This is a genomic window from Paenibacillus sp. FSL H7-0918, from assembly GCF_038007025.1.
In the GTDB taxonomy this organism is placed as follows: Bacteria; Bacillota; Bacilli; order Paenibacillales; family Paenibacillaceae; genus Paenibacillus_AQ; species Paenibacillus_AQ odorifer.
On the sequence record NZ_JBBOWJ010000001.1, the window covers coordinates 1,171,122 to 1,196,266 of the forward strand.

General features: G+C 46.6%; 20 protein-coding genes. 1 reads left to right on the plus strand and 19 read right to left on the minus strand.

The features are described 5' to 3' along the window. The first annotated feature begins 167 nt into the window (after window positions 1–167). Window positions 168–380: a hypothetical protein gene (locus tag MHI15_RS05495; RefSeq protein WP_038572647.1), complete on the plus strand. Its 213-nt coding sequence runs from the start codon at window positions 168–170 to the stop codon at window positions 378–380. A gap of 85 nt (window positions 381–465) precedes the next feature. Here the strand turns inward: MHI15_RS05495 and MHI15_RS05500 are convergent, their stop codons facing one another. From MHI15_RS05500 to MHI15_RS05590, 19 genes are all read right to left on the minus strand, one after another. Continuing rightward, window positions 466–777: a hypothetical protein gene (locus MHI15_RS05500; RefSeq protein WP_076194804.1), complete on the minus strand. Its 312-nt coding sequence runs from the start codon at window positions 775–777 to the stop codon at window positions 466–468. A 120-nt stretch (window positions 778–897) separates the two neighbouring features. Next, window positions 898–1,773 carry a cysteine ABC transporter substrate-binding protein gene (locus tag MHI15_RS05505; protein WP_036683125.1) on the minus strand — a complete coding sequence of 292 codons (876 nt, stop codon included), beginning with the start codon at window positions 1,771–1,773 and terminating at the stop codon, window positions 898–900. Between the two features lie 19 nt (window positions 1,774–1,792). After that, complete coding sequence (locus MHI15_RS05510; protein WP_076134604.1) at window positions 1,793–2,548, minus strand: amino acid ABC transporter ATP-binding protein; 756 nt, start codon at window positions 2,546–2,548, stop codon at window positions 1,793–1,795. A gap of 22 nt (window positions 2,549–2,570) precedes the next feature. Continuing rightward, window positions 2,571–3,248, minus strand: coding sequence for an amino acid ABC transporter permease (locus MHI15_RS05515; protein WP_340392536.1), 678 nt, complete (start codon window positions 3,246–3,248; stop codon window positions 2,571–2,573). Next, window positions 3,229–3,894: an amino acid ABC transporter permease gene (locus MHI15_RS05520; RefSeq protein ID WP_340010914.1), complete on the minus strand. Its 666-nt coding sequence runs from the start codon at window positions 3,892–3,894 to the stop codon at window positions 3,229–3,231. The genes MHI15_RS05515 and MHI15_RS05520 overlap by 20 nt, the downstream gene beginning before the upstream one ends. Before the next feature lie 218 nt (window positions 3,895–4,112). Beyond that, on the minus strand, window positions 4,113–5,228 hold the full coding sequence (locus tag MHI15_RS05525; protein WP_341164192.1) for a glycoside hydrolase family 88 protein: 1,116 nt from the start codon (window positions 5,226–5,228) through the stop codon (window positions 4,113–4,115). Beyond that, on the minus strand, window positions 5,218–7,083 hold the full coding sequence (locus MHI15_RS05530) for a DUF2264 domain-containing protein (RefSeq protein ID WP_341164193.1): 1,866 nt from the start codon (window positions 7,081–7,083) through the stop codon (window positions 5,218–5,220). The genes MHI15_RS05525 and MHI15_RS05530 overlap by 11 nt, the downstream gene beginning before the upstream one ends. A 24-nt stretch (window positions 7,084–7,107) precedes the next feature. Continuing rightward, the gene (locus tag MHI15_RS05535; protein WP_076194771.1) at window positions 7,108–8,706 is read right to left on the minus strand and encodes a response regulator transcription factor; all 1,599 of its coding nucleotides are present in this window, start codon (window positions 8,704–8,706) and stop codon (window positions 7,108–7,110) included. Next, window positions 8,681–10,480, minus strand: coding sequence for a cache domain-containing sensor histidine kinase (locus MHI15_RS05540; protein WP_341164194.1), 1,800 nt, complete (start codon window positions 10,478–10,480; stop codon window positions 8,681–8,683). The genes MHI15_RS05535 and MHI15_RS05540 overlap by 26 nt, the downstream gene beginning before the upstream one ends. Before the next feature lie 104 nt (window positions 10,481–10,584). Continuing rightward, window positions 10,585–11,949 carry an ABC transporter substrate-binding protein gene (locus MHI15_RS05545; RefSeq protein ID WP_341164195.1) on the minus strand — a complete coding sequence of 455 codons (1,365 nt, stop codon included), beginning with the start codon at window positions 11,947–11,949 and terminating at the stop codon, window positions 10,585–10,587. A gap of 140 nt (window positions 11,950–12,089) precedes the next feature. Further along, entirely contained in the window at window positions 12,090–12,872 is a 783-nt protein-coding gene (locus MHI15_RS05550; protein WP_052097522.1) for a carbohydrate ABC transporter permease, read from the minus strand. Window positions 12,873–12,935: 63 nt separating this feature from the next. Continuing rightward, entirely contained in the window at window positions 12,936–13,841 is a 906-nt protein-coding gene (locus MHI15_RS05555) for a carbohydrate ABC transporter permease (RefSeq protein ID WP_036683142.1), read from the minus strand. 190 nt (window positions 13,842–14,031) lie between these two features. Beyond that, the gene (locus MHI15_RS05560; RefSeq protein ID WP_076130275.1) at window positions 14,032–15,414 is read right to left on the minus strand and encodes an MATE family efflux transporter; all 1,383 of its coding nucleotides are present in this window, start codon (window positions 15,412–15,414) and stop codon (window positions 14,032–14,034) included. 18 nt (window positions 15,415–15,432) lie between these two features. Then, on the minus strand, window positions 15,433–15,864 hold the full coding sequence (locus tag MHI15_RS05565) for a MarR family winged helix-turn-helix transcriptional regulator (protein ID WP_341164196.1): 432 nt from the start codon (window positions 15,862–15,864) through the stop codon (window positions 15,433–15,435). A gap of 156 nt (window positions 15,865–16,020) precedes the next feature. After that, a complete protein-coding gene (locus tag MHI15_RS05570) occupies window positions 16,021–18,951 on the minus strand; it encodes an insulinase family protein (protein WP_341164197.1) in 2,931 nt (976 codons plus the stop codon). Between the two features lie 71 nt (window positions 18,952–19,022). Further along, window positions 19,023–21,164 carry an S-layer homology domain-containing protein gene (locus MHI15_RS05575; protein WP_341164198.1) on the minus strand — a complete coding sequence of 714 codons (2,142 nt, stop codon included), beginning with the start codon at window positions 21,162–21,164 and terminating at the stop codon, window positions 19,023–19,025. A gap of 167 nt (window positions 21,165–21,331) precedes the next feature. Next, window positions 21,332–23,137, minus strand: coding sequence for a DUF4838 domain-containing protein (locus MHI15_RS05580; protein ID WP_340892339.1), 1,806 nt, complete (start codon window positions 23,135–23,137; stop codon window positions 21,332–21,334). A 26-nt stretch (window positions 23,138–23,163) separates the two neighbouring features. Then, window positions 23,164–24,324: an N-acetylglucosamine-6-phosphate deacetylase gene (locus MHI15_RS05585; protein ID WP_341164199.1), complete on the minus strand. Its 1,161-nt coding sequence runs from the start codon at window positions 24,322–24,324 to the stop codon at window positions 23,164–23,166. After that, on the minus strand, window positions 24,321–25,109 hold the full coding sequence (locus MHI15_RS05590; RefSeq protein WP_339244405.1) for a glucosamine-6-phosphate deaminase: 789 nt from the start codon (window positions 25,107–25,109) through the stop codon (window positions 24,321–24,323). The genes MHI15_RS05585 and MHI15_RS05590 overlap by 4 nt, the downstream gene beginning before the upstream one ends. Between the last annotated feature and the right edge of the window lie 36 nt (window positions 25,110–25,145).

The following is a 25,145-nucleotide window of genomic DNA, read 5'->3' on the forward strand; positions in this document are numbered from 1 at the left end:
TCCGCAATTAAGTATTCTGATTAATAACATCCGTATGGTAAGGATATACATAATTACGACAAATAAGAAAAATAAGTTAGTAAAATATCAAATCTAGCGTTGATTGTTCCTAAATTGTATAGTATTTTATGGAAGAAAGGTAATTTAAAAGAAGGGAGGAATTAAAAATGGACAAGATGTGTATGGAAATGATGATGAACATGTGTATGGATGATATGATGTCTAAGATGAACTGTATGAAGATGGGCATGGAAAAAATGTCTGAAATGGGCATGATGGATATGAACATGGATATGATGATGAAAAAAATGCAGGACTGCGATGAAATGATGACTATGTGTATGACAATGATGCGCGAAGGAATGCAAATGTCTAAGTAGCCTATAGACCATCGTAAGTTTGGCAGAGCAGACTAACTGCATGCCTTTTTTTATTTTCTATTTATTATTACAATGTGAGCTTAAATTATATCCTGATATATCTACTCTGAATCTTCTTCGATAGATTAATCCGTTCCTGCTTTAACTCCCAGACTTTCTCTTTCCACCGGTACTGCTCTACTGGATCCGCACTTTCCCTCAGCTTATTAAATAAATCCATTAATATTGCATTTATATCGTCGAATTGAATCCACAGCTCTTTCACACTTTGTTCTGTTGTCTCAGCATGAGAATTCTTACTCAGCTTATTCAAACGATCTATGATGTCAGCTTGCCACTGTCCATCGTTAATTGCTTTGGCGTAGTTTAGAAGATCCAGATAATCATCGACAGACATTTTCACCGACTCCTTATTCTGTGTATACCCAGTATTATACTCGGCATTATAGAAATTGCAATAGTCTATCTGTAGAAAAGGCATCTTCTCAGATGCCCCCGCAATGTTATTCCCAATCCGTTACTGGATTTTCCCGCCTTCAACGACAAGCTCATCAGTATATCCTTCACCGTAAATTTCATTTAAGGTTTCTTTGTAGGCTTGATGGATAAATTGTTCTTTACCAAGGGTATCAAGTTCTGTATTAATCCAGTCCAGCAATTCCTTATTCCCCTTTGCCACTGCTGGAGCTATTGTATCCTGACCCCCGAAAGCAGGAATGCTGACCGTAAATCCAGGATTTGATTTAGCCCAAGCAATGAGTTCTGTATTATCGTTAGCGATTGCCGCCCCCCGACCATCTTTAAGCGCTGCAAAAATCTCGGTGTACTGATCGAATTTGAGCAATTCAATATCCGGATATTCTTTGGTAAAATAGGTTTCCGCTGTCGTACCTTTAGCTACAATGAGCTTTTGCTTGTTCCCTTTTAATTGATCAATGGAAGTGATTGGAGCACTGTCTGGGGATACGATCCCAAAGGATAATTTCATGTACGGATTAGCAAAATCCACTTTTTCTTTTCTTTCCTCGGTGACCGTAAAGTTAGCCATAATGATATCAACCTTACCCGATTCAAGATATGCCACGCGGCTGGCAGCATCAACTAACACAAATTCAACCTTCGATTCATCCCCTAGCAGATCCTTGGCAAAGCGTTTGGCAATATACACATCAAACCCTTGGTTTTTACCCTCAGCGTCCACATAACCAAAAGGTGGTTTGTCTGCAAATACGCCGATCTTAATCTTCCCTTTCTTCTTTAGCTGTTCAATAGAAGTGAATTTAGAAGATGCTGAGTTTCCGTTGTTATCCGAACTATTTCCGCAAGCAGCCAATCCCATCAATAATATACTTACACCTACCAGCATCGTTAGCCATTTCAAACTTTTCTTCATTTCTCTTCCTCTCCTATTTCTATAATTTTTCGTACTGAAATATATCCAGAAAATGCTGGGCACGTTCTGTCGCAGGGTGGGTAAAAAATTGTTGCGGGGCAGCGATCTCACATATCTTGCCTTGATCCATAAACACGATCCGATCCCCAACCGATTTGGCAAACCCCATTTCATGAGTCACGATGATCATCGTCATTCCTTGCTGAGCAAGCCCTAAGATGACATCAAGCACTTCCCGAACCATTTCCGGATCCAAGGATGCTGTCACTTCATCAAATAACATAATCTCCGGATTCATACATAAAGCTCTTACTATAGCTATTCTCTGCTTTTGTCCACCGGAAAGCTGGCGTGGATAGTCCAGTTTACGCTCAAGCAGCCCAACCCGCTCTAAGAGCTGTTCCGCTTGCTGTGTTGCTTCTTTAAGCTCTCTCTTTTGTACTTTCAGAGGGCCTAGAAGAATGTTATCCATAACCGTCATATGCGGGAATAACTCATAATTTTGAAAGACCATTCCGATATGCTGCCTAACTTCACGCCAATCTACAGCAGCCCCCGCGAGGTTCTGCCCACGATATTGTATCGCCCCTTCCTGAACCGGTTCCAAACCGTTAAGACAACGTAGGAACGTACTTTTTCCACAGCCAGAGGGACCGAGAATAACGATTACTTCTCCTTTTTCCACCTGCAATTCAATGCCGTCCAGAACCTTTCGCTCTCCAAAATATTTGTGTAATTGTGTAACCTCCAGCAGGAGTTCTCCGGAATCTGCCATTACAACCGTTCCTTCCTAAGCCTTAATTTTGCCATCTGCTTTCAACTTTTTTCGAAAGTCTGGATAACGGAAAACATACAGAAAAATATAATATAAAGATAAAGCCGTATACCCAGAATGAAGCGGTGGGCGCTTTTATTACGCCGAGTTCAATGATCTGCTGCCCGATCTTTACCACCTCAATCACTCCAATCAGCACCACCAGTGATGTTGTCTTGATCATTCGTGTGGCAAGATTAATCATTCCCGGCAGCATTCTGCGTACAGCCTGCGGGATCAAAATATGCCGATAAAGTTGACTGCTGCTCAGACCTAGCGCCCTAGCAGATTCCACCTGATGTTTTGGCATAGATTGCAAAGCTCCACGAACAAGATCGCCAATTTCCGCAGCTCCCCATAAGCTGAACACCAATATAGAGGTAGTCTCCCCGCTAATATCGATATGAAGTAATGGAGAGAAACTGAAATGTACTACATACAGCCACACTAGAATCGGAATAATTCTAAAGGTCTCCAAATAAAGACGTAATATAAACCTTAATGGCCTCGATCCCAGCGTCCGGAGCAATCCCATAACGATCCCTAATAACGTACCGATTCCAATAGAGAGAAATGAAATTTCAATCGTTACAAGTAAGCCCCCTAATAATCGTTCGAAATTAGAACCTTCAAAAAGCACCTCAATCCCCGAATTCTGCATATCTCACCTTCCTTTCCACCCAAGTCAATAAAAGCGATAAGGGCAGGACTAACACCAAATAGGCGAGTACCAGAAGGAGCAGAGACTCCGCTGTTTTGTAATGCATGCCGATCAAGTCTTTTGCCACATTCATCAAATCCATTAAAGCAATGGCACCTACAATAGAGGTCTCCTTCAGCAGAAAGATCGCATTTGCCCCTAAAGAAGGAATACTTATCGCAAAGGCTTGGGGAAAAATAACATATCTGACCAGCTGCAGCTTAGACAGTCCAATGCTCTGACCTGATTCAATCTGCGTTTGGCTAACTGCCTCGAACCCACTTCGAAAAGCCTCCGTCATATAGCTCCCGCCCAAAAATGTCATGCCTACAATCGCACAGGTCATTTCACTAAAGTGAATTCCGATCTTAGGTAAGCCATAGTAAAGAAAAAAGAGCTGCACAAGTAAAGGGGTGTTCCGTGAAAGCTCAATGTAGATCTTAATAACATCACTGACGATTTTGACCTTATAGTACAAGACGATACTGAACAGTAATCCAATAAGGAGTGAGAATACAATAGCTAACAACGCTAGCTTCACTGTCAGCCACATCGCCTCACCATAAAGCGGCAAACTCTCGTAGATAAACTCCCAGTCTAAATTCATATCTGAGTAACCCGATCCCCTTTTCTTAATTTCTAATAATTATCAAAATCTTACATTAAACCTTACGCGTGGTGATATGATTTTATTCATACTATTCCAAGTAAATAACTACGTTTTAAAACTCTTGTATAGTAGTCCACAAAAAAAAACCGCTAAGAGATTAGTCTTAGCAGTTTCTTTGTCCTATAGGATAAACCTTGCCCCACCCTAACATCCCACTACCAATAGCCTCGGATGCCGGTCTGCAAGCGGATCAACGCTTCCAAATAATAATAATCTCCCCAAATCATATGACCATCAGGCACACGTCCACCTCTCACATGATAAGAACCATGCTTTAGAAGTCCCTCTGCTTCCCGATTTCCAGATGTCGCATAATCTTCCACTAGGGATTTCATACTACGGTGTAAAGCAACTTCATAAATGGCCCGGTCCGGATCGTCTACGCCTAGGTGATCGAGCAGTTCCAAAAGACCGGCTGCCGCAATCGCCGAAGCCGAGCTGTCGCGAGGGGTATCCGCTCCCACTGGCACATCGAAATCCCAATAAGCCACACTATCCTCCGGTAGATGGCTGATAAAATAATCCGCTAGGCTCTTAGAAGTCTTAAGAAAATCCTCATTCTGCGTATAGCGATATGCCAGAGCAAAACCGTATATTCCCCAAGCTTGACCACGTGTCCAGGTCGATCCGTCCTCATAACCTTGATGTGTTCCTCCACGAATTGCATTTCCGGTAGCCGGATCAAAATAAAAAGTATGGTAAGAGGAGGCATCCCCACGCACAAGAAATTTCCGGCTCTTAAACGCATGTTCGAGCGCTATTTCATAATAGCGCTTATCTCCTGTTTCCTCAGCTGCCCAGAATAATAGAGGTAAATTCATCAAGCAGTCAATAATGATACGTCCCGCATTCTCCGGGTCACTCTCCAGTCCCCAGGCCTGAAGAATCCCTGCTGGTTCACGCCAGCGCTTGCACAGCGTGTCCGCAGCTTGCAGACCGACAGCTCGCGCCGCTTCGCTGCCCGTTATTTTCCACTCCGCTACTGCGGTCAGTGTATACAAGAAACCAATGTCATGATGGTCCAGGGCGATGTGCTGATCCAGACGATGCTTGAAGTCCCCTAACCAAGAGGCTGCCGCCTCCTTATAGCATGAATCCTCACTATATTCATAAGCAAGCCACATCATCCCAACATAGAAACCCTCTATCCAGTCGTCGTTGTCTCCCCATTCGTACTGTTGCCCCTCAGCGATATGAGGCAGTTTGCCCGGATGGTTAGCCATATTGCTCCCAACTTTGTGAATCGCATCCTCAATAGCCTTATTCCACATCTTTGTTTCTCCCTCCCCTTAAATCAACAGTATGCAAAAGTGTATCGTTACTAGGTTCGTATACAGCAACCCTTCCGTCCGAGTGCCATTGAATAAGCGGCGGTGAAGCAAGACTTGTCTGGTTCTCCGGAGTATTCGTCGCTCCGAAGACAGCAGATATCAATACTTGATCTCCCGGTTCCAGTCTGGAGCACAAGCTCGGAAGAAGTGTCCGCGGCTTCAGCAGATTGGTATTTGGCTCGGGATATACGCACTCTCCCCGATCAAAGCCGCTTAGCCTATGTATGGCACTGATTCCCAAGGGCAGCTGCACCGAAACAGCAGTGTTCGATACCTTAATGATTTCCCGTTCACTGTGCGAGAAGCCAGCTGACTGGCCAATGGCAAATCCACCCTCCGCTACATCCAGCCGCCGGGCAGTATGAATGCTGTGAACACGAACATGCCATAGACCTGCCGGAATAATCCATGTCTCCACATGTACATCACTCCAGGGATGCCAGCGGGAATATACATAGCTGTCCCCGATTTCCCAGGTCTCGCAGAATCTGCGTACCCGATAGTGTTCATCACATTCGCATAGTGCGAGTGTAGAATCGTAAGCGCCTTGAACCAACCCGTAACCCGCTTTCGGGACACTAAAACCAAACAGAGTGGAATATGCAAATTTAGAATATTTGGCTGCACTATGGGCCATATCAAAGTTAGCCATCTGGCCAGAGGTATAGGCAATAACCTGCCTGTTTCCTTCCGGACGACTCACAAGCATTCGCGCCTCTTGGAGAGCCCGTACCTCTTTCAAAATAGGCAACGGCTCTTCCTCCGCCTGCCAAAAAGGATGATCATCTGGCAAGGCAAGAATAAGCATAGCTTTAAAGGCCCAATACGGAGATCCGGGGGCGTTGTAGTTCTCTGTCATAACTAGATTCGGATAAGCATATCCGATGCTAAGCAGTCCGTCTAATCCCATAATAGGTTGTTCAAACCACCAACGAAAATGGCGCATAATGATTCCTTTAAGAACGCCATATGAAAAAGGAACCATATCTGCATACACCAGCGCACTCCAGAATGAAACCTGTGCAAAACGATAGGTCAGGCTACGACCAAAAGGAAGTGCGCTTCCGTCCTCAGCGAACCAATAAATGAAATCCTCGGCAAATCGTACTGATCTTTCCCGATAAACAGCAGCTCTCTGAGGATCATCATCCGCCATCAGCTTAGCGTATATCAGCGTATAATAATGCATAGCAAAAGCAATATAATAGTCCCTCTGATCGGTCAATCCATCGGAATACCAACCGTCACCAAGATAGTAATTATCGATCTGCGCTAGATATTCATCCATTATGCTCTGATCATAAGGTAATCCGACTTTCTTGAAGCCCACATTCACAAGAACCGTGAACATCAGCCAGTTATTCGGATTGGAACGATCCACATGATTAATCTGATTTAGCCAGTTATATACATTCATTTTCTGCGTGTCGCTCAGCGGCTCCCACATTTTATGTGGTGCAAGAGCAAGCCCCAGTCCCAACACGGCCTGCTCTACCATACGCTGATCTTTGGTAGTAAATTGCCCCCAATATTCTTCATGCTCCGGGTCTGTTCCGTTGATGATCCCTTCCAGAAACATCGGCCAGAGTGCACTTTCCCCTCCACCGCTGGCATGGGGAACAAGGCCCCATAGAGGACGGGCGAAAGCTTCCATAAGCGCTGTAGCTTCATTGTAAATCGATCCTGTAGCGCCCATATTAATTCCTGCACAACCAGAGGTAAATCTGCGCTCCAGTGGAGTATATAGTTCATTTAGGAACATCTGTAATTCATTTTTAGTGCCCTTTATTCCCACAGCAATGTTTCCTCCTGTCCACACTCAATGCCAAGCGGCATATTCACTAGGCCTCATGCCCATTTCCCGTTTAAACAGCTTGATGAAATAACTTTTGTTGGCATATCCCAGATACTCGGAGATCTCTTCCACTGTCTTTTCAGATTGGTTAAGCAGCTCCTTTGCCTTCTGAAGCTTTAGCATATTTACATATTCGATGAAGTTCTGGTTTGTTTCCCGTTTGAATAAGCGGCTGAAATAACTGGCATTTAAGTTAAGGCGGCCTGCCATGTCCTCCAGCGTTATTTTCTCCGTCACATGACTAATCACGAACTGCTGGGCTTTGATGACCTCACTCCGTTTAGACTTGATGGAGAACATACTTATTTTCCGCGCTAATTCCTCCAAGTACTGCACCAGCCATTGTTCTAAATGCTCCAGAGTTTCAATGTCACCAACCACGCTAAATAGCTTTTCTTCAGTTATAGGCAATGGAGATTGCAGAAGCTGTTTCGTCTTCATCTGCAAGTCCATCAGCAAGCGAAGCACACATTCCTTGACTTCATTCGGATGGAATTTTTGCGAGGCCACCCATTCCCTCCATTCCTTTACATGAACGCGAAGCTCCGTGTTCCTGTTCAAGGCAATATCATCATTGATAACAGCGTACAAGGTTCCATATTCAGCATAAATATCTTCTCCGGAAAAGCAGACTTCTTCAAAACGGTGGATTCCCGCCGCAGGGAGATAAAAGCGCTGTATTTTCTCCCTCAGCATCCGCTGCAATGTTCCGCGAATTTCCTCAGGACTGCGCGCCTCAGCGCCAAATAAGCAAGAGACAGAGAGTTTAAGATATTTTTGAACCGCAGAGGCTGCATTTTGAATGGAGTGATAGATTGCCTGGTGATCTTTAGAAGGCTGGTCGCTGCAAAAGAGAATGACGATCTCCTTATGGCTGTATCTCGAAATAAACAGACTGTGATCAGCCTCAAGCACTTCCTGCATAATATTCTCAACCGCAAAAGAAATCGTATATTCACTCATCCGGCGCACCCTTGAAGCTTCCTCTGGACGATCAATTACAATAACCAGCGGGATATAGTTTTTGGCATGGATCATAATTCCGTTTGATCGGGCCTGCTCGATCCAAGCCCCCTTATCCCAGGATTGATACAAGGTATCTTTTAGAAACTTTTCCTTCAGCGCGGCGCGATTTTGAGACTGCTTTTGCTTATAAACCAGCATCTCTGTATGCTGCTGCCTATTCAGTCCCACTTCCGCCACAAGGGTGCTAATCGCTTGCTGTAACTGCTCAATATCCAGTGATTCTTTTAAAATATATTCTCCTACGTTTAATTTCAGCGCTTGCTGGGCGTATTTGAATTCGTTGTGGCAGGAGAGAATAATCGCACGGATTCCGGGCTGCACAGCTCTGAATAGCTCCAGCATCTCCAGCCCGTTCATCTTGGGCATGCCAATATCGGTAATAATAAGATCTGGTGGACTCTGCTGTGCTTTTTCCCAAGCCTCGAGACCGCTATAATAACATCCGATGAGTTCAATACCGAGCTCACTCCAAGGTACGGCCTGCGACAAATAACGGATAACCGGATAGTCATCATCCACCAATATTGCCGTCAGCATTCTCCACACCCACCTTTCCGTAATCCAGAGGAAACTCCAGACAAATCTCTGTGCCCACATCAGGTTCACTTTGAATATTCAGCTTAAAAGAAGCGCCATAAATCATACTGAGGCGTTGGGCCACATTGCGTAAACCTATGCCGGAGAACCCTTTTCTGTCCTCCTCTGTAATTTTTTCGCTGCTGTATGCGGTTTCACGAAGTCTTGTTAAAGTTTCCGGCGACATCCCGATCCCATTATCCTTAATGGTGATAACCAAGCTTCCCGTAGTTGCAACAATACGAGCTTCAATAAAAATCTCGCCACCAAACTGCTCGAAGCCATGGATGATGGCATTCTCGATCATGGGTTGAATCATAAATCGAGGCACCAGTGCTTCAGCGCTACCATCCGCTAAATTCATTTCCAGCCTGACCTGATTGGCATGGCGGAAATTCATTAACGTGACATAATGCGATATCGTATCTGTCTCCTCACGAAGCGGGATAAACTCATTGTCCCTGTTAAAGGTCATCCGGAGCAAAGACGACAGCGAACCAATCAACTCAGCATTCTCCCGATCGCCTTGCATCAGGATATTTAAGCGAATCGAATTCAGCAGATTAAACATAAAATGTGGATTGATCTGCGCTTGCAGCATCTCTAGTTCGGCTTTTCTTTTTCCCGTCTGTTCATAAGTGATTTGTTCAATCATAGACTCGATCCGATCCAGCATCTGGTCAATGGTGCGGGCGAGCTGTGCTGCCTCATTATTCCCTCGAATGAACGAACGTTCATCCAACTGACCACGACCTATTCGCTTTACAAAAGCGCTTAATTTTACGATTGGCTGAGTCAGCTTTGAGATTAGAACGGTTAAGAGAACGGAAAACAAGGTAAAGAAAAGAATCTGCACCGCCAGGCTGATAAATAAAATCTGCTTATTTTTCGACAAGGCTGCCTTCAGCGGGATAATGCTGACCATCCGCCATTTGTTACTGCTCAGCTCCTGATCAACATATAAAAACTTCTCTCCGTCGATTTCCACAGTGTCAAGCTCGCCATCCATTTTCAACCACGTCATCGTCTCTCCGATTCGGGTCTTGTCAGCATGGGAAACTACAGTTCCCTTGTCATCCAAAAGCATCATCTCTTTATCATTATCGTTATTTAGATAAGGACGGAGCTTACGCTCATTGATATTAATAATTAAATATCCGATGGTACTGCTGGAGGTCGATTGAATCGGCCTCGCAATGGTTACCCAATCGGCTGAGCCTTTATCAGAATAATTGTAGTACGTATCGTGCTCCGCTCTCCAATAAGTCGAAATGGGTTGAATTTGTTTCAGCAACGATGTCCAATTTTTGTTGTAGAAATTTTTCGGATTAAAGTCACTGTAAGGATAGCTGGTATAAATCAAACCATTTTTTCCGATTAACGTCACCTTCAAATATTCTGTTAAAACAAACATATCATCCAGCATCCGCGACATACGGTTATACTGAATGATTTGCTTTGGTGCACGGAGCGACTCTGAATCGGCAGACATCATCTGCCTGATCTCGCTGTTCTGGAGCACAAAGTTGGACTGTTCCAGTGTCTGTTCAAATATGGCATTCATATTGGTGCTGGCTGCATTTAAAGATTCTCTTGCGCTACCAACCGCTTTCTCCAGAATGAGATCCCGGGTCAAATAATCTGTAACCATGTAAATGCAGACAAGCGGGATCAGCACGCAGATCAGCGATGACCAGACAAGTTTCTTACGGAGGGATTGATGCTTTCTAAACACGGATTACAGGCCCCACATCTGTTTGAATTTGGAGCAGGAGGCAGAAATGCTTTCCTGCCCCCACATTATAAGCCCCCTTTGAAAAGCGTACAATCAGCCTCCGCTTACTTTCCGCTATTGTTCTGAACAACTTCCGTTATTTTTTTATCGATATTGGCAACTGTGACATCCAGATCCTGTTGGCCAAGGAGATACATCTCCGCTTCTGGAATAACGTTGTTCTTAGCTTCATCCGCATATTTAGCCGGAACCTGCGTTGCACCAGGTGTCGAGTTCTCCATAGTATATTTCAGAGAATCCACATCAATCTTAGAGGAATCCTTAGAACCACTCACAATTGTATCCACTAATTTATTCGTATCCGATTTGGCCCAGCCAGAGAAAACGCGTCCACCGATTTCCAGTCCTTCTGAGGTATACCAGCGCACAAAGGTATAGGCAGCCTCCTTATGCTTGGATTTAGCGGCTATTCCCATGTAGGTCGGCTGTACGGGTGAGTAATGTTTGCTCTCACTGTCAAGACGGGGGATCGGCGCAAACGCGGTAACAAAGGTTGCCGGAATGGCATCCGTTCCACCCGATTCCGCAACCATCCAGTCGCCCATCGGAAGCATCGCTGCTAAACCGTTAAAATACTGATTCCGGTAGGCTAGTTTTTGCGAAATAATATCCTCATAAGGAGTGGCACTCTTATCTTCGTACATCATTTTCTTCATCATCTGCAGGTTAGCCTTAAATTGCGGGTCAAGTGCATTGGAGGTTCCATCAGCTTTTAGAAAAGTATTATCCGTAGACTTGCTCATCAGCTGGAGCTGGAAATAATCCGGCCAATTATGCAAATACGCACCAAAACGTTTCGTTGCGCCCTCACCCTTGGTCAATTTCTTGGCATACTCTTCGAAATCCGCCCATGTCCAGTCGGTCGGAATCGGAAGGCCCGCCTCATCTAACATTTCTTTGTTAAGGAGCACGAACCAGCGCTGCATGGAAGACGGTAATGCATAGATTTTGCCATTGACCGTAGTGTCCACCAGATATTCATCTGCGAGTTTATAACCTTCCTTCTGAATATAGTCATCCATCGGTTCCAACAAACCGATATCTGCACGCTGTGAATAGTTGGTATAAGGCAGTTCGACAATATCCAGCGGATCGCTCGCAGCCGCCATCAAATCCAGCTTCTGCATAGAGGCAACCGAATCACCTTTTTCGTTCAGCAAATCTACTTCCACATGAATATCGGGATGCGTCTTCTCAAACTCCGCGATAATCGTGCTCCATTTCGCTTTGGCTTCTGTCTGCCAGGTGCTCAGCTTCAGGGTAACCTTCTCTGCTGCAGGCTTTGAATTTCCACCAGCATCGGGTGCATTAGTCGCTCCTGCATTATTGGTTTTCGCATTTCCGCCGCAAGCGGCCAATGATAACGCCATCGATGTGATGATGAATGCAGATAATAATTTCTTTTTCATATAGACCCTCCTATAAATGTGTTGGGCATCACTTGCTTAACAACCAGTGACTATGTAACTGCTTACAAGAACATCCTAACATGCAGGATTGACGAGGAAAGTTCTCATATTCTACCGAAGAGAAACTATTTTGACTTTTATTATCCTTTCACACCTCCGAGGGCAATTCCCTCAATAACCTGCTTCTGTCCGAGTGCAAAAATGATCAGCAACGGCAGAATTGCAGATACCGCACCAGCCATCATGAGTGAATAGACATCCCCGTATTGGTCCCCGAACAGCCGGATCCCCAGCTGAATCGTAAACAGCTCCTTGGATTTCAAAAAAATGAGTGGATATTGATAGTCGTTCCAGGTCCAAATAAAGCGCAAAATAGCATAAGTAGCTACAGCGGGACGGATCAGCGGAAAGGCAATCTGTAGAAAAGAGCGAAAATGCCCTGCTCCATCCATCCGCGCCGATTCAAGATACTCGTTGTTTACCCCCATAAAAAATTGCTTGAGCATAAACGCTCCAATAATACTAAAGCTGTTAATCAGGATTAATCCCAAATGTGTGTCAATCAAATTCAGCCAGTTAAACAGTAGAAACTGTGGAACCAACGATGCCTGCGGAGGAACCATATAAAGTGCCAATACAACTATAAACATCGCATCCCTGCCCGGAAAACGTAGCTTGGAGAACCCATAAGCAGCAAGTGCGCATATCAGCACATTAATTATAGTCGTAGCCAGCGTAATATAAATGGAATTTCCATAATAGCGAGCAAAGTCACCCGACCATACCTGTTTATAATTTTCAATGAGGTTCCACTGCTGTGGCAACCATTGAATTGGAAAGTTAAATACATCTTTCTCCAGCTTAAAGGAAGTGGATAACATCCATAGGAACGGTAAAAGAAATGCGATACCTAGCAGTCCCATGGCGATGGTCCAGAAGGTTCTGGATAAAAGCTCTTTTTTCACTGTAATTTCTCCTTTCCGCCTTTAATAGTTGACCCATTTTTTTTGCGCCAACATCTGCAAGGCTGTAATGATCAGGCAAATAAGGAACAGAACGAGTGCCATGCTAGAGGCGTAACCTGTCTTCAGCTGATTGAAGGCTGTATCATATAACTCGTAGACGATAACGGTCGTGGAGTTAGCCGGCCCACCCTGGGTCAATACTTGTATCAGATCAAAGATTTTAAATGAGCCGATAACCCCTGTTACCAGCAGGAAAAAGGTAGTTGGCGAAATGCAGGGAACCGTGATGTTGCGGAATTTGCGCCAGACGTTGGCACCGTCAATATCAGCCGCTTCATAAAGATCCTTAGGAATACTCTGTAAACCTGCAATAAAAATAATAATGTTGTAACCGAGCTGAATCCAGACTTGAATCAACATCAGCGACGGCAGAGCATAATGGATATCCGCTAACCATTTGGGTGGGTTGTTCCACCCCAGTGACATCAGGAATTGATTGACGGGTCCCAGCGAAGGGTGAAACATAACCTGCCAAACCATAGCGATGGCAACTACACTGGAAATGTACGGAAGGAAATAAATCACTTTAAACAAATCCTTCAGAAAAACCTGTTTATCAATCAGGATAGCCAGCAGCAGGGCAACGATGATCGTAACCGGTACTGTGATAATAAAGAGTAAATTGTTCAGCAAGCTTTTCATAAAAGCATCATCATGAAACAGCCTGATGAAATTATCCACGCCCGCGAACTTAATCCCCCCTAACCCAGCCACAAAGTTCCAGTCCGTGAAGCTTAACAGCAGTGAGCCCAGCACCGGGATCAACGTCAAGATGATCAGCCCAAGCATAAGCGGAGCAACGAATAGATATCCCGCCATCGCTTCGCGTGTGTCCATGTTAAGATGAAACCTTTTTTTGCGTATCATAGTTCTCCTCCTTTACTTATCCATAATTGTAGAAAAAGTAAGCAGTCTTCATAAGAACTAGAATTGTTCATTTTGGAACGAATTTTACCGATCCTTTAATTATGAATTCTTTTGCACAACGCAAAAAAAGCGCGAGCCAAGCTCCCGCAGTAAACAAAATCCATATTGAGTTTTACATAAAGCAATCGCGTTATACCGGCGTAACCTCTACAGCACCTTTTCCATCAACGCCCGCACTATTCAGCTTTTTCCGAAAAATCATAAACAAAACCACACCCATCACACTCGTTATTACCTCAGTCACAGTCATCGACCAAATCACACCATGCAGGCCAAAAATAGAATGCAATACGATAATCATCGGTATAAATAATACACCTTGGCTTATCGCCATAATAGTAGTGGGTGTGCCTTGCCCTGTTGCTTGAAAAATGCTCATAAATAATCCGGTAAATCCATTAAATAAAGCGGAGATCAGCATCGCTGCCAAAATATAAGTTCCCATGCTTAACACAGAAGGATCGCCTGAGAACCAATGAAGAATCGTTCCTCTAAACACATATACTAGACTCACAAAAACAACTGCAATGCTGCCTATATATGCAAAAGCGTATTTGATGCTGGATTTAAGTCTCTCCGTATTTTTACTAGCAAAGTTAAAAGCAAATAGCGGAATCAATCCCAAAAATAAACCCATCGATAGAAATTCTGGAATCTGCACAATTCTTAAAGCCACACCAAATCCGGCGACCACACTCTCCCCATATTGAATGGAATAGTTATTTAACAAAAGCGTGCTGACAATTAAAAAACTGGCTTGCAATAGCTCGGCTGTACCTATTTTATAAACCTCAAGCTGATCTCGTACAGATATCTTGAAATGCTTCAAAAATCCTCTTAAATGCTCACTTTTCGTTTCCAAAAAGTAAATATAATAAATGGCAGAGCCCAAATTTGCTAAAACCATAGCCAAAGCAGCTCCGGCAACATGCCAATTCAGCACGAGAATAAATAAAGGATCAAAAATCAAACTTAAAGCCGTACTGATAAAAATACCATACATCGATTCCTTCGAGGCACCTTCCGAACGGACCAGTTGTTCCAAAGCAAAATTAAGCACAACAGCAAATCCGCCTGCAAAAAGAGTGAGCACATAAGACTTCGTAAAGTCTAAGGTAGCAGCATCTGCACCAAGCATTCGCGTGATCGGATTTATAGCTAACCAAGCGATGAGCGCGATAAGAAGCCCCACTACAATACTCCCGTAAAAAGTATATCCGGCAACCTTTTTCCCTTTTTCCGTCTCTTTTTGCCCCGCCAAGCGAGTTATAAATGTTCCTCCGCCTACCCCCAGCACATTTCCAAAAGCCATTAAAACGGTAAAAATAGGCAGGCCCAGCGTGATTGCGGTCAGCATACTGGTATTGTGTAATAAGCCGATGAAGTAAGCATTGATTACATTATAAATAGTACCCACAGACATCCCAATCATCATGGGAATCGATAAATGAGCGATCGCTTTTTTCATGGGCGCCGACTCTAAATAATATTGATTTGAGAACTCATTTGTCATAAGTGAACCTCCGAACGTTTATAAACTTGAACTAACTTTTTGAAGTAACGACTTTAGGGTTGCAGTTTCTTCCGGACTAAGCGCCTTAGTAATGCTTGCTTCTACCTCAGAGAAAATCTCATTGAACTCTTCCACTAAAAGAGCACCTTTTTCCAATACAAAAATACTCTTTTGACGTTCATCATTTTCAGGAGTGACACGCTGGATATACCCTTTCTTCTCCAACCCCTGAAGCATACTGGTAATGCTCGCCCCCTTCCTGTTAAAGACCTCCGCTAAATCCTTCTGAATAACCCCTTCTTCTTGATTCTCAAAAATATAGCCGATCATGCGGCCTTGTTGTGAGTTCAGACCTAACTCATTTAACCTGGTGTCAGCTGTACCTTTTATTTTTATCCCAATCTCTCGTATTAAATTAGAAAATGGTGTGTCTACCACGGGTTTGTTCATTGTTATTTCCTCCTCTTGCGGATTAGTTAGAACTCTAAGTAACATCATTATCATAATAGATAGAACTCTAACTGTCAAGGTTCTAACTAAATACAAAAAACTCCTCTCCAGCACTTGTCGAGTAGACAGGTACTGAAGAGGAGTTTATAGAGAGAATTACATCACAAGTTCTTCTAGGTGTCCAAATAAGACTTTTGTTGATTTCAGCTTGGATTCATTGCCGACAACTGTGAAATAATTTTGTTCCGTCACAGCCTTAAGCAAATCGGCATACTGTCTGATGTCTTCCGGTGTGGTCGACAAGATTTCATCCCGTTCCTGCTGCAGCTCGGCCCCAGTCACCTGTTCAAAATAATGCCGGTCCGCCCGCCGTCCCTGAGCGCTTGGGCTCAGCGGCTGGTCCAACATGGACAGGGTGCCGATAATTGCTTTGGTCATCTCGTCGGCATCCGCTTCATATCCTTCGGTGAATCGGTACGCCTGATCATAAACCTCCAGCGTCTCCTGCAAATTGGGATCACGGTAGGAAGTGAACATCAATATCCCATCTCTGCGCAGCATCAGGCTGCCGCCATAAGCTCCGCCCTTCACGCGCACGGCATTCCACAGATAGGTGAGGCTCATGATTTTTTTGAGCACCTGCATTTTGCCGGAATACGTAAATCCTAGCTTGTTGAAGTCGTAGCCTTTAACCACATATTGCACCTGGCTGGAAGACATAAAACCTTCATTATCCGCATGCCCCTGCGCCGTAATCTTAGGTTTATTCACCACTGGCTGATCCTGAATATCCGGCTTCGCTACATTAGCGGCGAATTCTTCATACAAATCAGGGGTACCCGTCACGCTGATGATCAAGTTCTGTTTATTGAATAAAACCGTACAGATATCCTTCAGCGTGTTTGCCACCTCTGCTCCCTGCTGATCGATCTTCTCGGCAAGCTCACGGATAAAGCGGTAATAGGCCACGCCACCCTGTTGCTCCTGATACGCTCCCATGTCCGAAAAATAAGACATCAGGCGGCTGGCCGCGATTTCATTACCTTTTTGATTCAGGACTGATTCCATCTGTGAGGCTTCCCGCCGGACGATTTCCTGTAGCTTCGTCAAGTTATCGAGCGCGCTGGTATAGAGCATCTCACGCAGCAGATCCAGCGATTCGCCAATATGCCCCGCCATCACCTTAACCTGCGCAGTGAATTTAGGCTGATAACTGGCCCCAGTATCTTTTGCAGCGCCAAAGATCTCATTTTTAAAATGAATGCCTCCGGTTTTGATCCCAATTTCACTAGTGAGCTCTTCAATGCTGTAAGAAGCTGTCTCCATTTGGCCCAATACCTCTGCCAGCAGCACAAGATAAGGAATTTGCTCAGGAGCCACAACACTCGTATCCCAATAAAACTTGCAGTACGCAATCTTTTGAGTAGATACGTCATGGTGGATCAGCTTTAGACCCTCAAGGTTATATTCATGGGATGGCACCTGAGGTTCAGCACTGCGGTTAATGTCCTGTAGAGATAAACTTGGCAGCTTCTGCAAATCCTCGGCTGCATCTGCACGACCTTGCCGCGCCAGAAGATGCTGTGTACTCTGCACAAGCTGCTCCAGCTGGTCTGGTTGCTGTGATGATTTGTATTGACTTAATTGACGCTGGGTGCTCGCTTCCTTGTCGGCTGCAATCGTCTTGGACGGGTTCAGCACCACCAGACTGCAATGATCACTGTTCAGTAAGTAGACCTCAATCAGCTTCTCAAAATAACGATCCGTTATCTTTTCCCGAATGGTAGTGAATACCTCTTCATAAAGCATATGAGTAGACGGCTGACCGTCATAGAGCCAGGACTTCATCACTTCGATATTGTAAGTAAGTCCCTTTGGATATCGGCTAAAGTCCGCTTCCCGCAGCTCAAATTCTTTGCTGTTGACCGCCGCCAGCACCAGCTTCTCATCCAGCCCGTTCTTAACCAAGCTGCTTAATGTGGTCTTCACCAGCTCCACGAAGGCATCTTTGGCGGAAGCGTTCGAATGTGTCAGAGTAATGCCAAGCAGCGGCTGAACCATACTGTCGGAATAAAAAGCAAAGGCATCTTTACCCAGACCGCTTTCCAGCAGGGCTTGCTTAAGCGGAGCTGCATTGCTGTCCATCAGCATGCTTTTCAAAATATCAAAAGCCAGATTCAGTTCCCGATCCGTAGAGGTTCCAATTACATAGTTCAGACTCAAATAAGTTTTGTCGTCGGCCGTTTCTGCTTCCAGAATCGGATAATCCGCTACCAGCTCCGTCATTCCGGTAGGCTGTTGTAGGGGAATGGAGGTATCAAAGCTGTTTTTTTCATAACGGCTAAGGTATTCCTGGTCTATAAATTGCAGCTTCTCTTCAATAGAGACGTCTCCGTACAGATAAAAATAACTGTTGGACGGATGATAATAATTGCTGTGCGCCTCAAGGAATTGCTCATACGTAAGCGCAGGAATCTCCTGCGGATCTCCACCTGAAGAATGACGGTAAATCGTGTCTGGATACAACGACTTTTTGATCCTGTCCATCAGTACCGTAAACGGCGAGGAATAGGAACCCTTCATCTCGTTGTAAACCACGCCTTTATAGATCAGCTCAGCTTCTGTTTGCTGAAGCTCGTAATGCCAGCCCTCTTGCTCAAAAATCTCCTTTTGCTTATAAATATTCGGCTGAAAAACACTATCCAGGTAGACCTCCATCAGATTGGAGAAATCCTGCTCATTCCGGCTCGCCACCGGATACATCGTCTTATCCCCAAACGTAAATGCGTTCAGGAATGTCTGCATCGAACCCTTTAGCAATTCTACAAAAGGTTCCTTCACCGGATATTTCTCCGAACCACATAATACAGAATGCTCCAAAATATGAAAGACCCCTGTACTATCTTCAGGCGGGGTCCTGAAGCTCACGCTGAATACCTTGTTGTCATCCTGATTCTGCACGAAAAGCAGCCTGGCGCCGCTCTTCAGATGTTCCATCGTGAATACGGCGGAATCGATCTCCCGGATAAATTCCTCATTAACGACCTGAAATCCATAATATATATTGCCTGTGATCAAGCGGCTCATAGATTTGCCTCCTCTGCACTGGATGTGATAACTCTATCTGAAGCTTATCATATCCCTGGACGTTTATTCCATTAATAGAAGGCTTCCGGGATTAATTTCTGCAGTCTGACTAAAATTGCCGCTGCCTGCTCACGCACCAGAATCTGCTTTGGATCGAAGCGGCCCCCGCTGCCGGTCATTACTTCATGTTCATTCACGGCCTGAATCGCCTGGCGGCTCGCCTCTGACAAACTGGAAGTATCGGCAAACTTCACACGGTCCGGGCTGCCGTACGTAGACAACCGGGCGGCTTTGGTTACCATAACCGCCGCTTCTTCCCGCGTAATACCGCGGTCCGGCTCGAACTTACCGGTTGGAGAGCTGATAATGCCCAGCTCCTCAGCCTTGGCGATGGTACGGCTGTACCATTTGTCCGCCGGAACATCCTTAAAGCTAGAAGTGGCCTTGGCATCGGGGAACTCATGCAATAGCCGCAGCAGCAGGGTCAGAAATTCAGCCCGGGTCAGCTTCTGCTTAGGAGCCAGCACATTTCCGCTGGCACTCACGCCCTGAATATATCCGCTGCTGAGCGCTGTTGCGATATCCAAACGTGCCCAAGCTGCGACTTTATTGGCATCCGTAAAGCTGGCCAATTCCGGGGAAGAGACATGCAGCGCAAACGTCCGTTTGGAAAGTGCTGGAGCGGCATCTTTACGGTATTTGGTGACTTGCACAGGATAGACACCGGGCTTCATGCCGGCAAATGACACCTTTCCCGTGCTGTCAGCCACTACGCTTTTTCCTTGAAGTGTCACAGTAGCGCCGAAAGCCGGAAGACCGCCCAGCTGACCGTTTGACTTGGTGATATGGAGGGAAAACGGCATATTGGCGCTTGCGTATCCACCCATTTCCTGGCCGTTTTTATCTTTCCATTTCACTTCCATCCGGTCAAGCAGTTCTGTATCGTCCGCGTAGTAAACAAGCAGCTGATCCCCATTGCCTATCGTCAGTCTGTACGGGCTATTCTCAGGATACATCCATGCACTGCCCCCGCTGAATACAGCAATCTTCCATTCTCCGCGTCCATTGTATCGCCCGTTCTGAATCCCCTCGATAGCTGTGAAGGCCGGTTTAGCTGCATCCGCATTCAGCTTATACGCCAGACCCTTCGCCTGTAAAAAAGCTGCCGCTGCCTTCACAGCATCTCCGCCAACAATATGCCCCCCGGCAACGGTGCCACCGGGTCCTTCGACCTGAATTGTTGCCCGGTCAAGTCCAGCATGATGCAGTCCGCTATACAGCATGCCAGCCTGCTTGGACAGCAGCTTATAGGAAGTCAGGGCAAGATAGGCTTGCACAGTTGCGGGACTATCGTTTCCTCCGCCTGCTGTCTGCGCAAAGCCGCCACCCGGGAGCTTCCGCGCTAGCAAATGGTCCAGCAGCGAGGCTCCGCCTTCCTTGGTGAAATCTGCTGCATCGACTCCCTGCGAGGATAAAGCAACAATCACCTGCGCTGTCGTCGCAGTTTTACCATCGAACCCTCCGTCTAGCTGCTGCTTGCTCTTAAGCCACTGCAAAGCCTTCTCGATCGGCTGCGCTGTTTGTTCTGAACTCACTTCCGAAGCAAGTGCGGTTAGTACCCAGGCAGTAGCTACCAGATCTCCTTGCTTCTGCCCGGCCAGCGGCCAACTACCGTCCGCTAGCTGCATATCAAGCAACTGATAAAACAACAAATCGGGGTAACGGTTTGTCCGCTCCAATGAATTTGAAATGGAATTCTTCGAGGTAATATAGGCGGCTGCTACCGCTGCTGCCCCTTCCGAATCAATTCCGTCATGATTCATCAGGAATGGATAAAGATCAATACCAGCGATGTTGTTGATGTTGCCCCCCGCAGCACTGTAAGCCAGCGCTGTTCGAGTTAGCTCTGCCACCTTGGTGAACTTGCCCCGCTGTTCCAGAATCTTATCGGCAGTCTGCTCCAGATATCCCTTGGGCAGACTGCGCCCATTCTTGAAGAAACCTACGGCTGCTTCGTCCGGGAATGGCTGTATCGTCAGCAGCACATTCTGTGCCCCTTCCAAGGCACTCTGCATCTCCGCTGTGAATACCGCGGGTTTCTTTTGTGCCGGAGACGGCTCCGCCATTACCCTGCCACTCAGCAATACAAGCAAAATACATAATGCGGTAAGTGTAACCTTCCTTATAGTCCGGTTTATGGGTGTAGCTCTCATATTCATTCTCCTCCAATGTAGTTTGCTAGAACTTTATAAGTTAGACGCAGCAAACTGGGATTTAGTTCCTGAATATGTTGTAATATGTAGCTTCATCCAGCTATGAATTAAAAAAAGACCGCACTGCTACCCGCTTACACGATAGCCCTACGATCTTTTCAAAACTCTTATTCTACCTGAGCAAACCCCAGCTCACGGTATAATGTCCGCTCCAGATAATCGTGAAGATAGAAGCGGGATTTCACAAAATGCTCCGCCATATCGGATGGCTGGTAACGCTCCAAAGCCGCTTTCATGCGAGGCAAAACGTTCTCACGTCCGCGGCGATTTCGCATGTAATTGTTCAGCAGCGAGTGCCTTTCCGCTTCGTCTCCCGGATAGAGCTCCCAGCGGTAGACATATTTGTGGATCGCCCGCGAACGGTCCGTCGCCGCTTCAAAATCATGCATAATGGCAATCAGCTCTGCTTCATCCTTATGATCCTTCACCTTGTCCAGCAGCTTCCAGATAACATCATAATAATCTTCCAGCTGATAATTCCCGAGCTGAGCGTGACCTGTTCTAGGACCGATGCCATGAAACTGCTCCATGAATCGATCGATAAATGTTGCTGAGTCCGCTTTACGGTTCCAGGCCAAATCGGCATGCAGCAGCATCGGATACCACGTCGTTTCAAAGATCCCATAAGGAACACCAAGGCTGAACGGCCCTGTCCAGTTCGTGGCGACGATGCAACCGAGGTCCAGCTTATCCGCTGTCTCCGCCCATTGGAGCAGATTATCCGTCCGGTTCAATAGTACCGGATAATTCTGATGTTCAGCCCAGTCAAAGCTGCGAACCGCCGGTGCTCCCATAACCTCGATGCCTAGTGACCTGAATTTATCCGCAAGAGAAGAAACCTCAGCTTCAATATTACGTCCGTTGTATATCCAGATCATCGCCGCACTCCGCTTATCCAGCTTTGCCAGTTCCTCCGGCGGGCATTTGTCCAGCATGTCATGCCAGAAAATCACTTTTTTACCACGGCTGGCTGTAAATTCAATCAAAGTGTTCAAAAAAGCGATAAACGCCCGCTCCCGTACCCCTCCGAACAACGTTTTACAGCGTTCGCATTCACATAAGCTGTACACCTCGTCGCAGCCGAGGTGAATATAACGGGAATCCGGATGAGCATCCATCATCTCCTGTAACAGATCGGTAATCAGCTCGAAGGATTCCGGATGCGATGGACAGATCTCCCCGAGGGATAACTCCGTTTCGCGCAAGTGCCGCCAAGCGTCGTGGCGGAGTACATACTCCAGATGCCCGAAACTCTGCTGCAGCGGAATGATCTCAATAAAATATTCATGGGCTGTACGTTTCAGTTCCTCTAGCTGTGTGAGGCTTAACGAATGCTGAGGATGCACGAATTCCGGGTACTTCTGGAACGGGAATTTATCTTCGTATTCAATCAGAACCGCATTCGTTTTATACCGGGCAAAATCCGCCAAATACGATAGCAGCAGCTCTGGCTTGGAAAATGTCTGGCGAAGATCAAAGTTCATCGCCCGCAAGGTAGTGTCAGGCCAGTCCGTGATAGACACAGCAGGAACTTCCCCTACTGACTTACGCAGTTGTAGTAACGTTTGTAGCCCGTAAAACAGACCCGGCGCATTCAGTGCACGGATTACCACCCGGCGCTCCGACACCTCCAGCCTGTACCCTTCCGCCCGGCCGTTAAGCAATTTCAGATCCACTTCATCTGGCTGTGCTCCTTTCGTTTCTGGCTGCGAGAGACTCTGAAGAATAAGTGAATATCCTTTTCCCGAGATAACATGTGTACATTCCAGCTCCGGAAACGAGCGGCGGCAATGAACCACCAGTCTCGGATCATGCTGCTCCATGTAGAGGCTCAGGCTTACATCCTCGCTGATCTGAAAAGCTTCGCCCTCTTTCACTTGGATCTGCTTCGGTTGCGGTATCAAGCTCTGCATCGTTCTCCTCCTAATCTTTGCTGTAATTAATTACTGCAAGCCCTGCTATGACCCTTTTTCCAGCATTCCAGCACGGTAAGTGTCCTGTCTTCATAGCAGAAGCTCACGAGATCGGCAGGCGCTCCAGCCCTAAGCCCTGCCGCCTGCTCCAGCCCCAGCAGTGTGGCCGGATGAGCAGAAGCACAATCCCAGGCTTCATACAACCGAGCTAATCCAGCCTTGGCAAGATAGGCCACCTGATCTGGAAGCATCATGGTGGAACCTGCAAGCAGCTGCTGATTGCCAGCCAGATGCAGCCGCCCTTCTGCTGTTAATACAACCTCTCCACCAATGTGCAGGTGATAAGTTCCCGGCGGCATTCCGCTCAGTGATACAGCATCGCTGACCAAGATGGTGCGGCTGCGCTTCATCCGTAGGATTACTTTCAGCAGAGCGGGTGGTAAATGTTGACCATCTGCAATCATACAGCCATATAGTTCATCCGCCGCCAGCTGCTCCCACAAATAGTTGGGATGACGGGGCAGTGTTAGATGTGCACCATTGCCGAGATGCGTAGACATCACCGCTCCTGCGGCAACCGCCTCCCTAATCTGCTCGGAGGAAGCTGCTGTATGCCCTATGGAAACAAGGATGCCTGATTCACTGCACCGGGCGATAAATGCAGCGGCGTTTGGCCATTCCGGGGAAACGGTGAGGATACGGATAAGCCCTTCAGCCGCTTCTTGCCAGCGGCATAACCTATCCCAATCTGGCGGGCCAATATGTTCCCTTGGATGGGCGCCGCGTGGCCCCTCTTCTGGTGACAGAAAAGGACCTTCCAGATGAATTCCTACAATCCCCCCAGCATCTTCCGGATACAGCGAAGCGGCTTCCGCAATGGCGGAGACCGCTTGAGCCAGCGCTTCTTTGCCATTAGTAATCAGAGTTGGACAATAGCTGGTTACCCCGTTTCCTAGCAAAAGTCCGGATAGTTCCAATACCGTGGAAGGCTGTAAAGGCAGCGTATTGAGATCCAGCCCCCAGCCCCCGTTCACTTGCAGATCCACCAACCCGGGTGCCAGCCAGGGCCAATCAGCCCTGGCTGGACTCTCCGCAAGTTCGGTGACCGAAGTGATTCGCCCCTGCTCGACACTTACCTCAACCGGCCGCCCAGTTTTATAGTGCTTTCCCTTAATTGGCGCGTTCATAGGCCGAAGGCAGCCCGATCCGTGAACATCGTGATCTCCGGATGGGTGCGCAGAATAGTAGCTGGACATGCCGTGCTGATCGAATCATGAAGTGCCGCGTGTAAAGCCTTGCGTTTGGACACTCCCGGTACAATTCCGTACAGGTGACGGCCAGCCAGCAAGGCTGGTACCGTAAGCGTCAGCGCATGGGTTGGCACCTCGTCCAGCGAGGTAAAACAACCGTCATTCACCTGCTGGCGGCGGCAGGCTTCCTCCAGTTCGACCGCTTTGACCAGCTGCGGGTCGGTAAAATTAGCGACTGGCGGATCATTAAACGCGATATGCCCGTTTTCCCCGATCCCGAGGCAAACGATATCAATAGGCGCCTCGCTCAACAAAGCCGAATATCTCTGGCATTCCTGCACCACATCAGCGGCGAGACCATCCAGCAGTTCTACCCGGCCAGGGTTAACCCGACTGTATAGCCGATCTGTCAAAAAACGGCCGAAACGCTGGGGAGCCGAAGCCGCAAGGCCAATGTATTCATCCATATGAAAAGCATTGACCCGGGACCAATCCATCCCCTGCTCCCGCACCAGCCCCTCGTACAGTTCATTTTGCGAAGGTGCGGCAGCAAACACAATTCGGACCTGACGCGCAGAATCTTGAAGCAAAGCTCTAATTTTCTGCGCAACCTGCGATGCCGCCGCAGCGCCCATCAGGTTACGATCTTCATAAACCTGAACGGACATCTGCTCCACTCTGTGTGTCTCTAAAGGCTTAATGATGTCATTCATCCCGCTCATCCTTTCCGGGCAACTATTGTCCTTGGCACCAGACAG

Bases quoted from the DNA above. Each gene is read 5' to 3' on its own strand.
- MHI15_RS05495 (WP_038572647.1), top strand. From the start codon at position 168: ATGGACAAGATGTGTATGGAAATGATGATGAACATGTGTATGGATGAT.
- MHI15_RS05500 (WP_076194804.1), bottom strand. From the start codon at position 777: ATGTCTGTCGATGATTATCTGGATCTTCTAAACTACGCCAAAGCAATT.
- MHI15_RS05505 (WP_036683125.1), bottom strand. From the start codon at position 1,773: ATGAAGAAAAGTTTGAAATGGCTAACGATGCTGGTAGGTGTAAGTATA.
- MHI15_RS05510 (WP_076134604.1), bottom strand. From the start codon at position 2,548: ATGGCAGATTCCGGAGAACTCCTGCTGGAGGTTACACAATTACACAAA.
- MHI15_RS05515 (WP_340392536.1), bottom strand. From the start codon at position 3,248: ATGCAGAATTCGGGGATTGAGGTGCTTTTTGAAGGTTCTAATTTCGAA.
- MHI15_RS05520 (WP_340010914.1), bottom strand. From the start codon at position 3,894: ATGAATTTAGACTGGGAGTTTATCTACGAGAGTTTGCCGCTTTATGGT.
- MHI15_RS05525 (WP_341164192.1), bottom strand. From the start codon at position 5,228: ATGTGGAATAAGGCTATTGAGGATGCGATTCACAAAGTTGGGAGCAAT.
- MHI15_RS05535 (WP_076194771.1), bottom strand. From the start codon at position 8,706: ATGCTGACGGCAATATTGGTGGATGATGACTATCCGGTTATCCGTTAT.
- MHI15_RS05545 (WP_341164195.1), bottom strand. From the start codon at position 11,949: ATGAAAAAGAAATTATTATCTGCATTCATCATCACATCGATGGCGTTA.
- MHI15_RS05550 (WP_052097522.1), bottom strand. From the start codon at position 12,872: ATGGGACTGCTAGGTATCGCATTTCTTTTACCGTTCCTATGGATGTTA.
- MHI15_RS05555 (WP_036683142.1), bottom strand. From the start codon at position 13,841: ATGATACGCAAAAAAAGGTTTCATCTTAACATGGACACACGCGAAGCG.
- MHI15_RS05560 (WP_076130275.1), bottom strand. From the start codon at position 15,414: ATGACAAATGAGTTCTCAAATCAATATTATTTAGAGTCGGCGCCCATG.
- MHI15_RS05565 (WP_341164196.1), bottom strand. From the start codon at position 15,864: ATGAACAAACCCGTGGTAGACACACCATTTTCTAATTTAATACGAGAG.
- MHI15_RS05570 (WP_341164197.1), bottom strand. From the start codon at position 18,951: ATGAGCCGCTTGATCACAGGCAATATATATTATGGATTTCAGGTCGTT.
- MHI15_RS05575 (WP_341164198.1), bottom strand. From the start codon at position 21,164: ATGAGAGCTACACCCATAAACCGGACTATAAGGAAGGTTACACTTACC.
- MHI15_RS05580 (WP_340892339.1), bottom strand. From the start codon at position 23,137: ATGCAGAGCTTGATACCGCAACCGAAGCAGATCCAAGTGAAAGAGGGC.
- MHI15_RS05585 (WP_341164199.1), bottom strand. From the start codon at position 24,324: ATGAACGCGCCAATTAAGGGAAAGCACTATAAAACTGGGCGGCCGGTT.
- MHI15_RS05590 (WP_339244405.1), bottom strand. From the start codon at position 25,109: ATGAGCGGGATGAATGACATCATTAAGCCTTTAGAGACACACAGAGTG.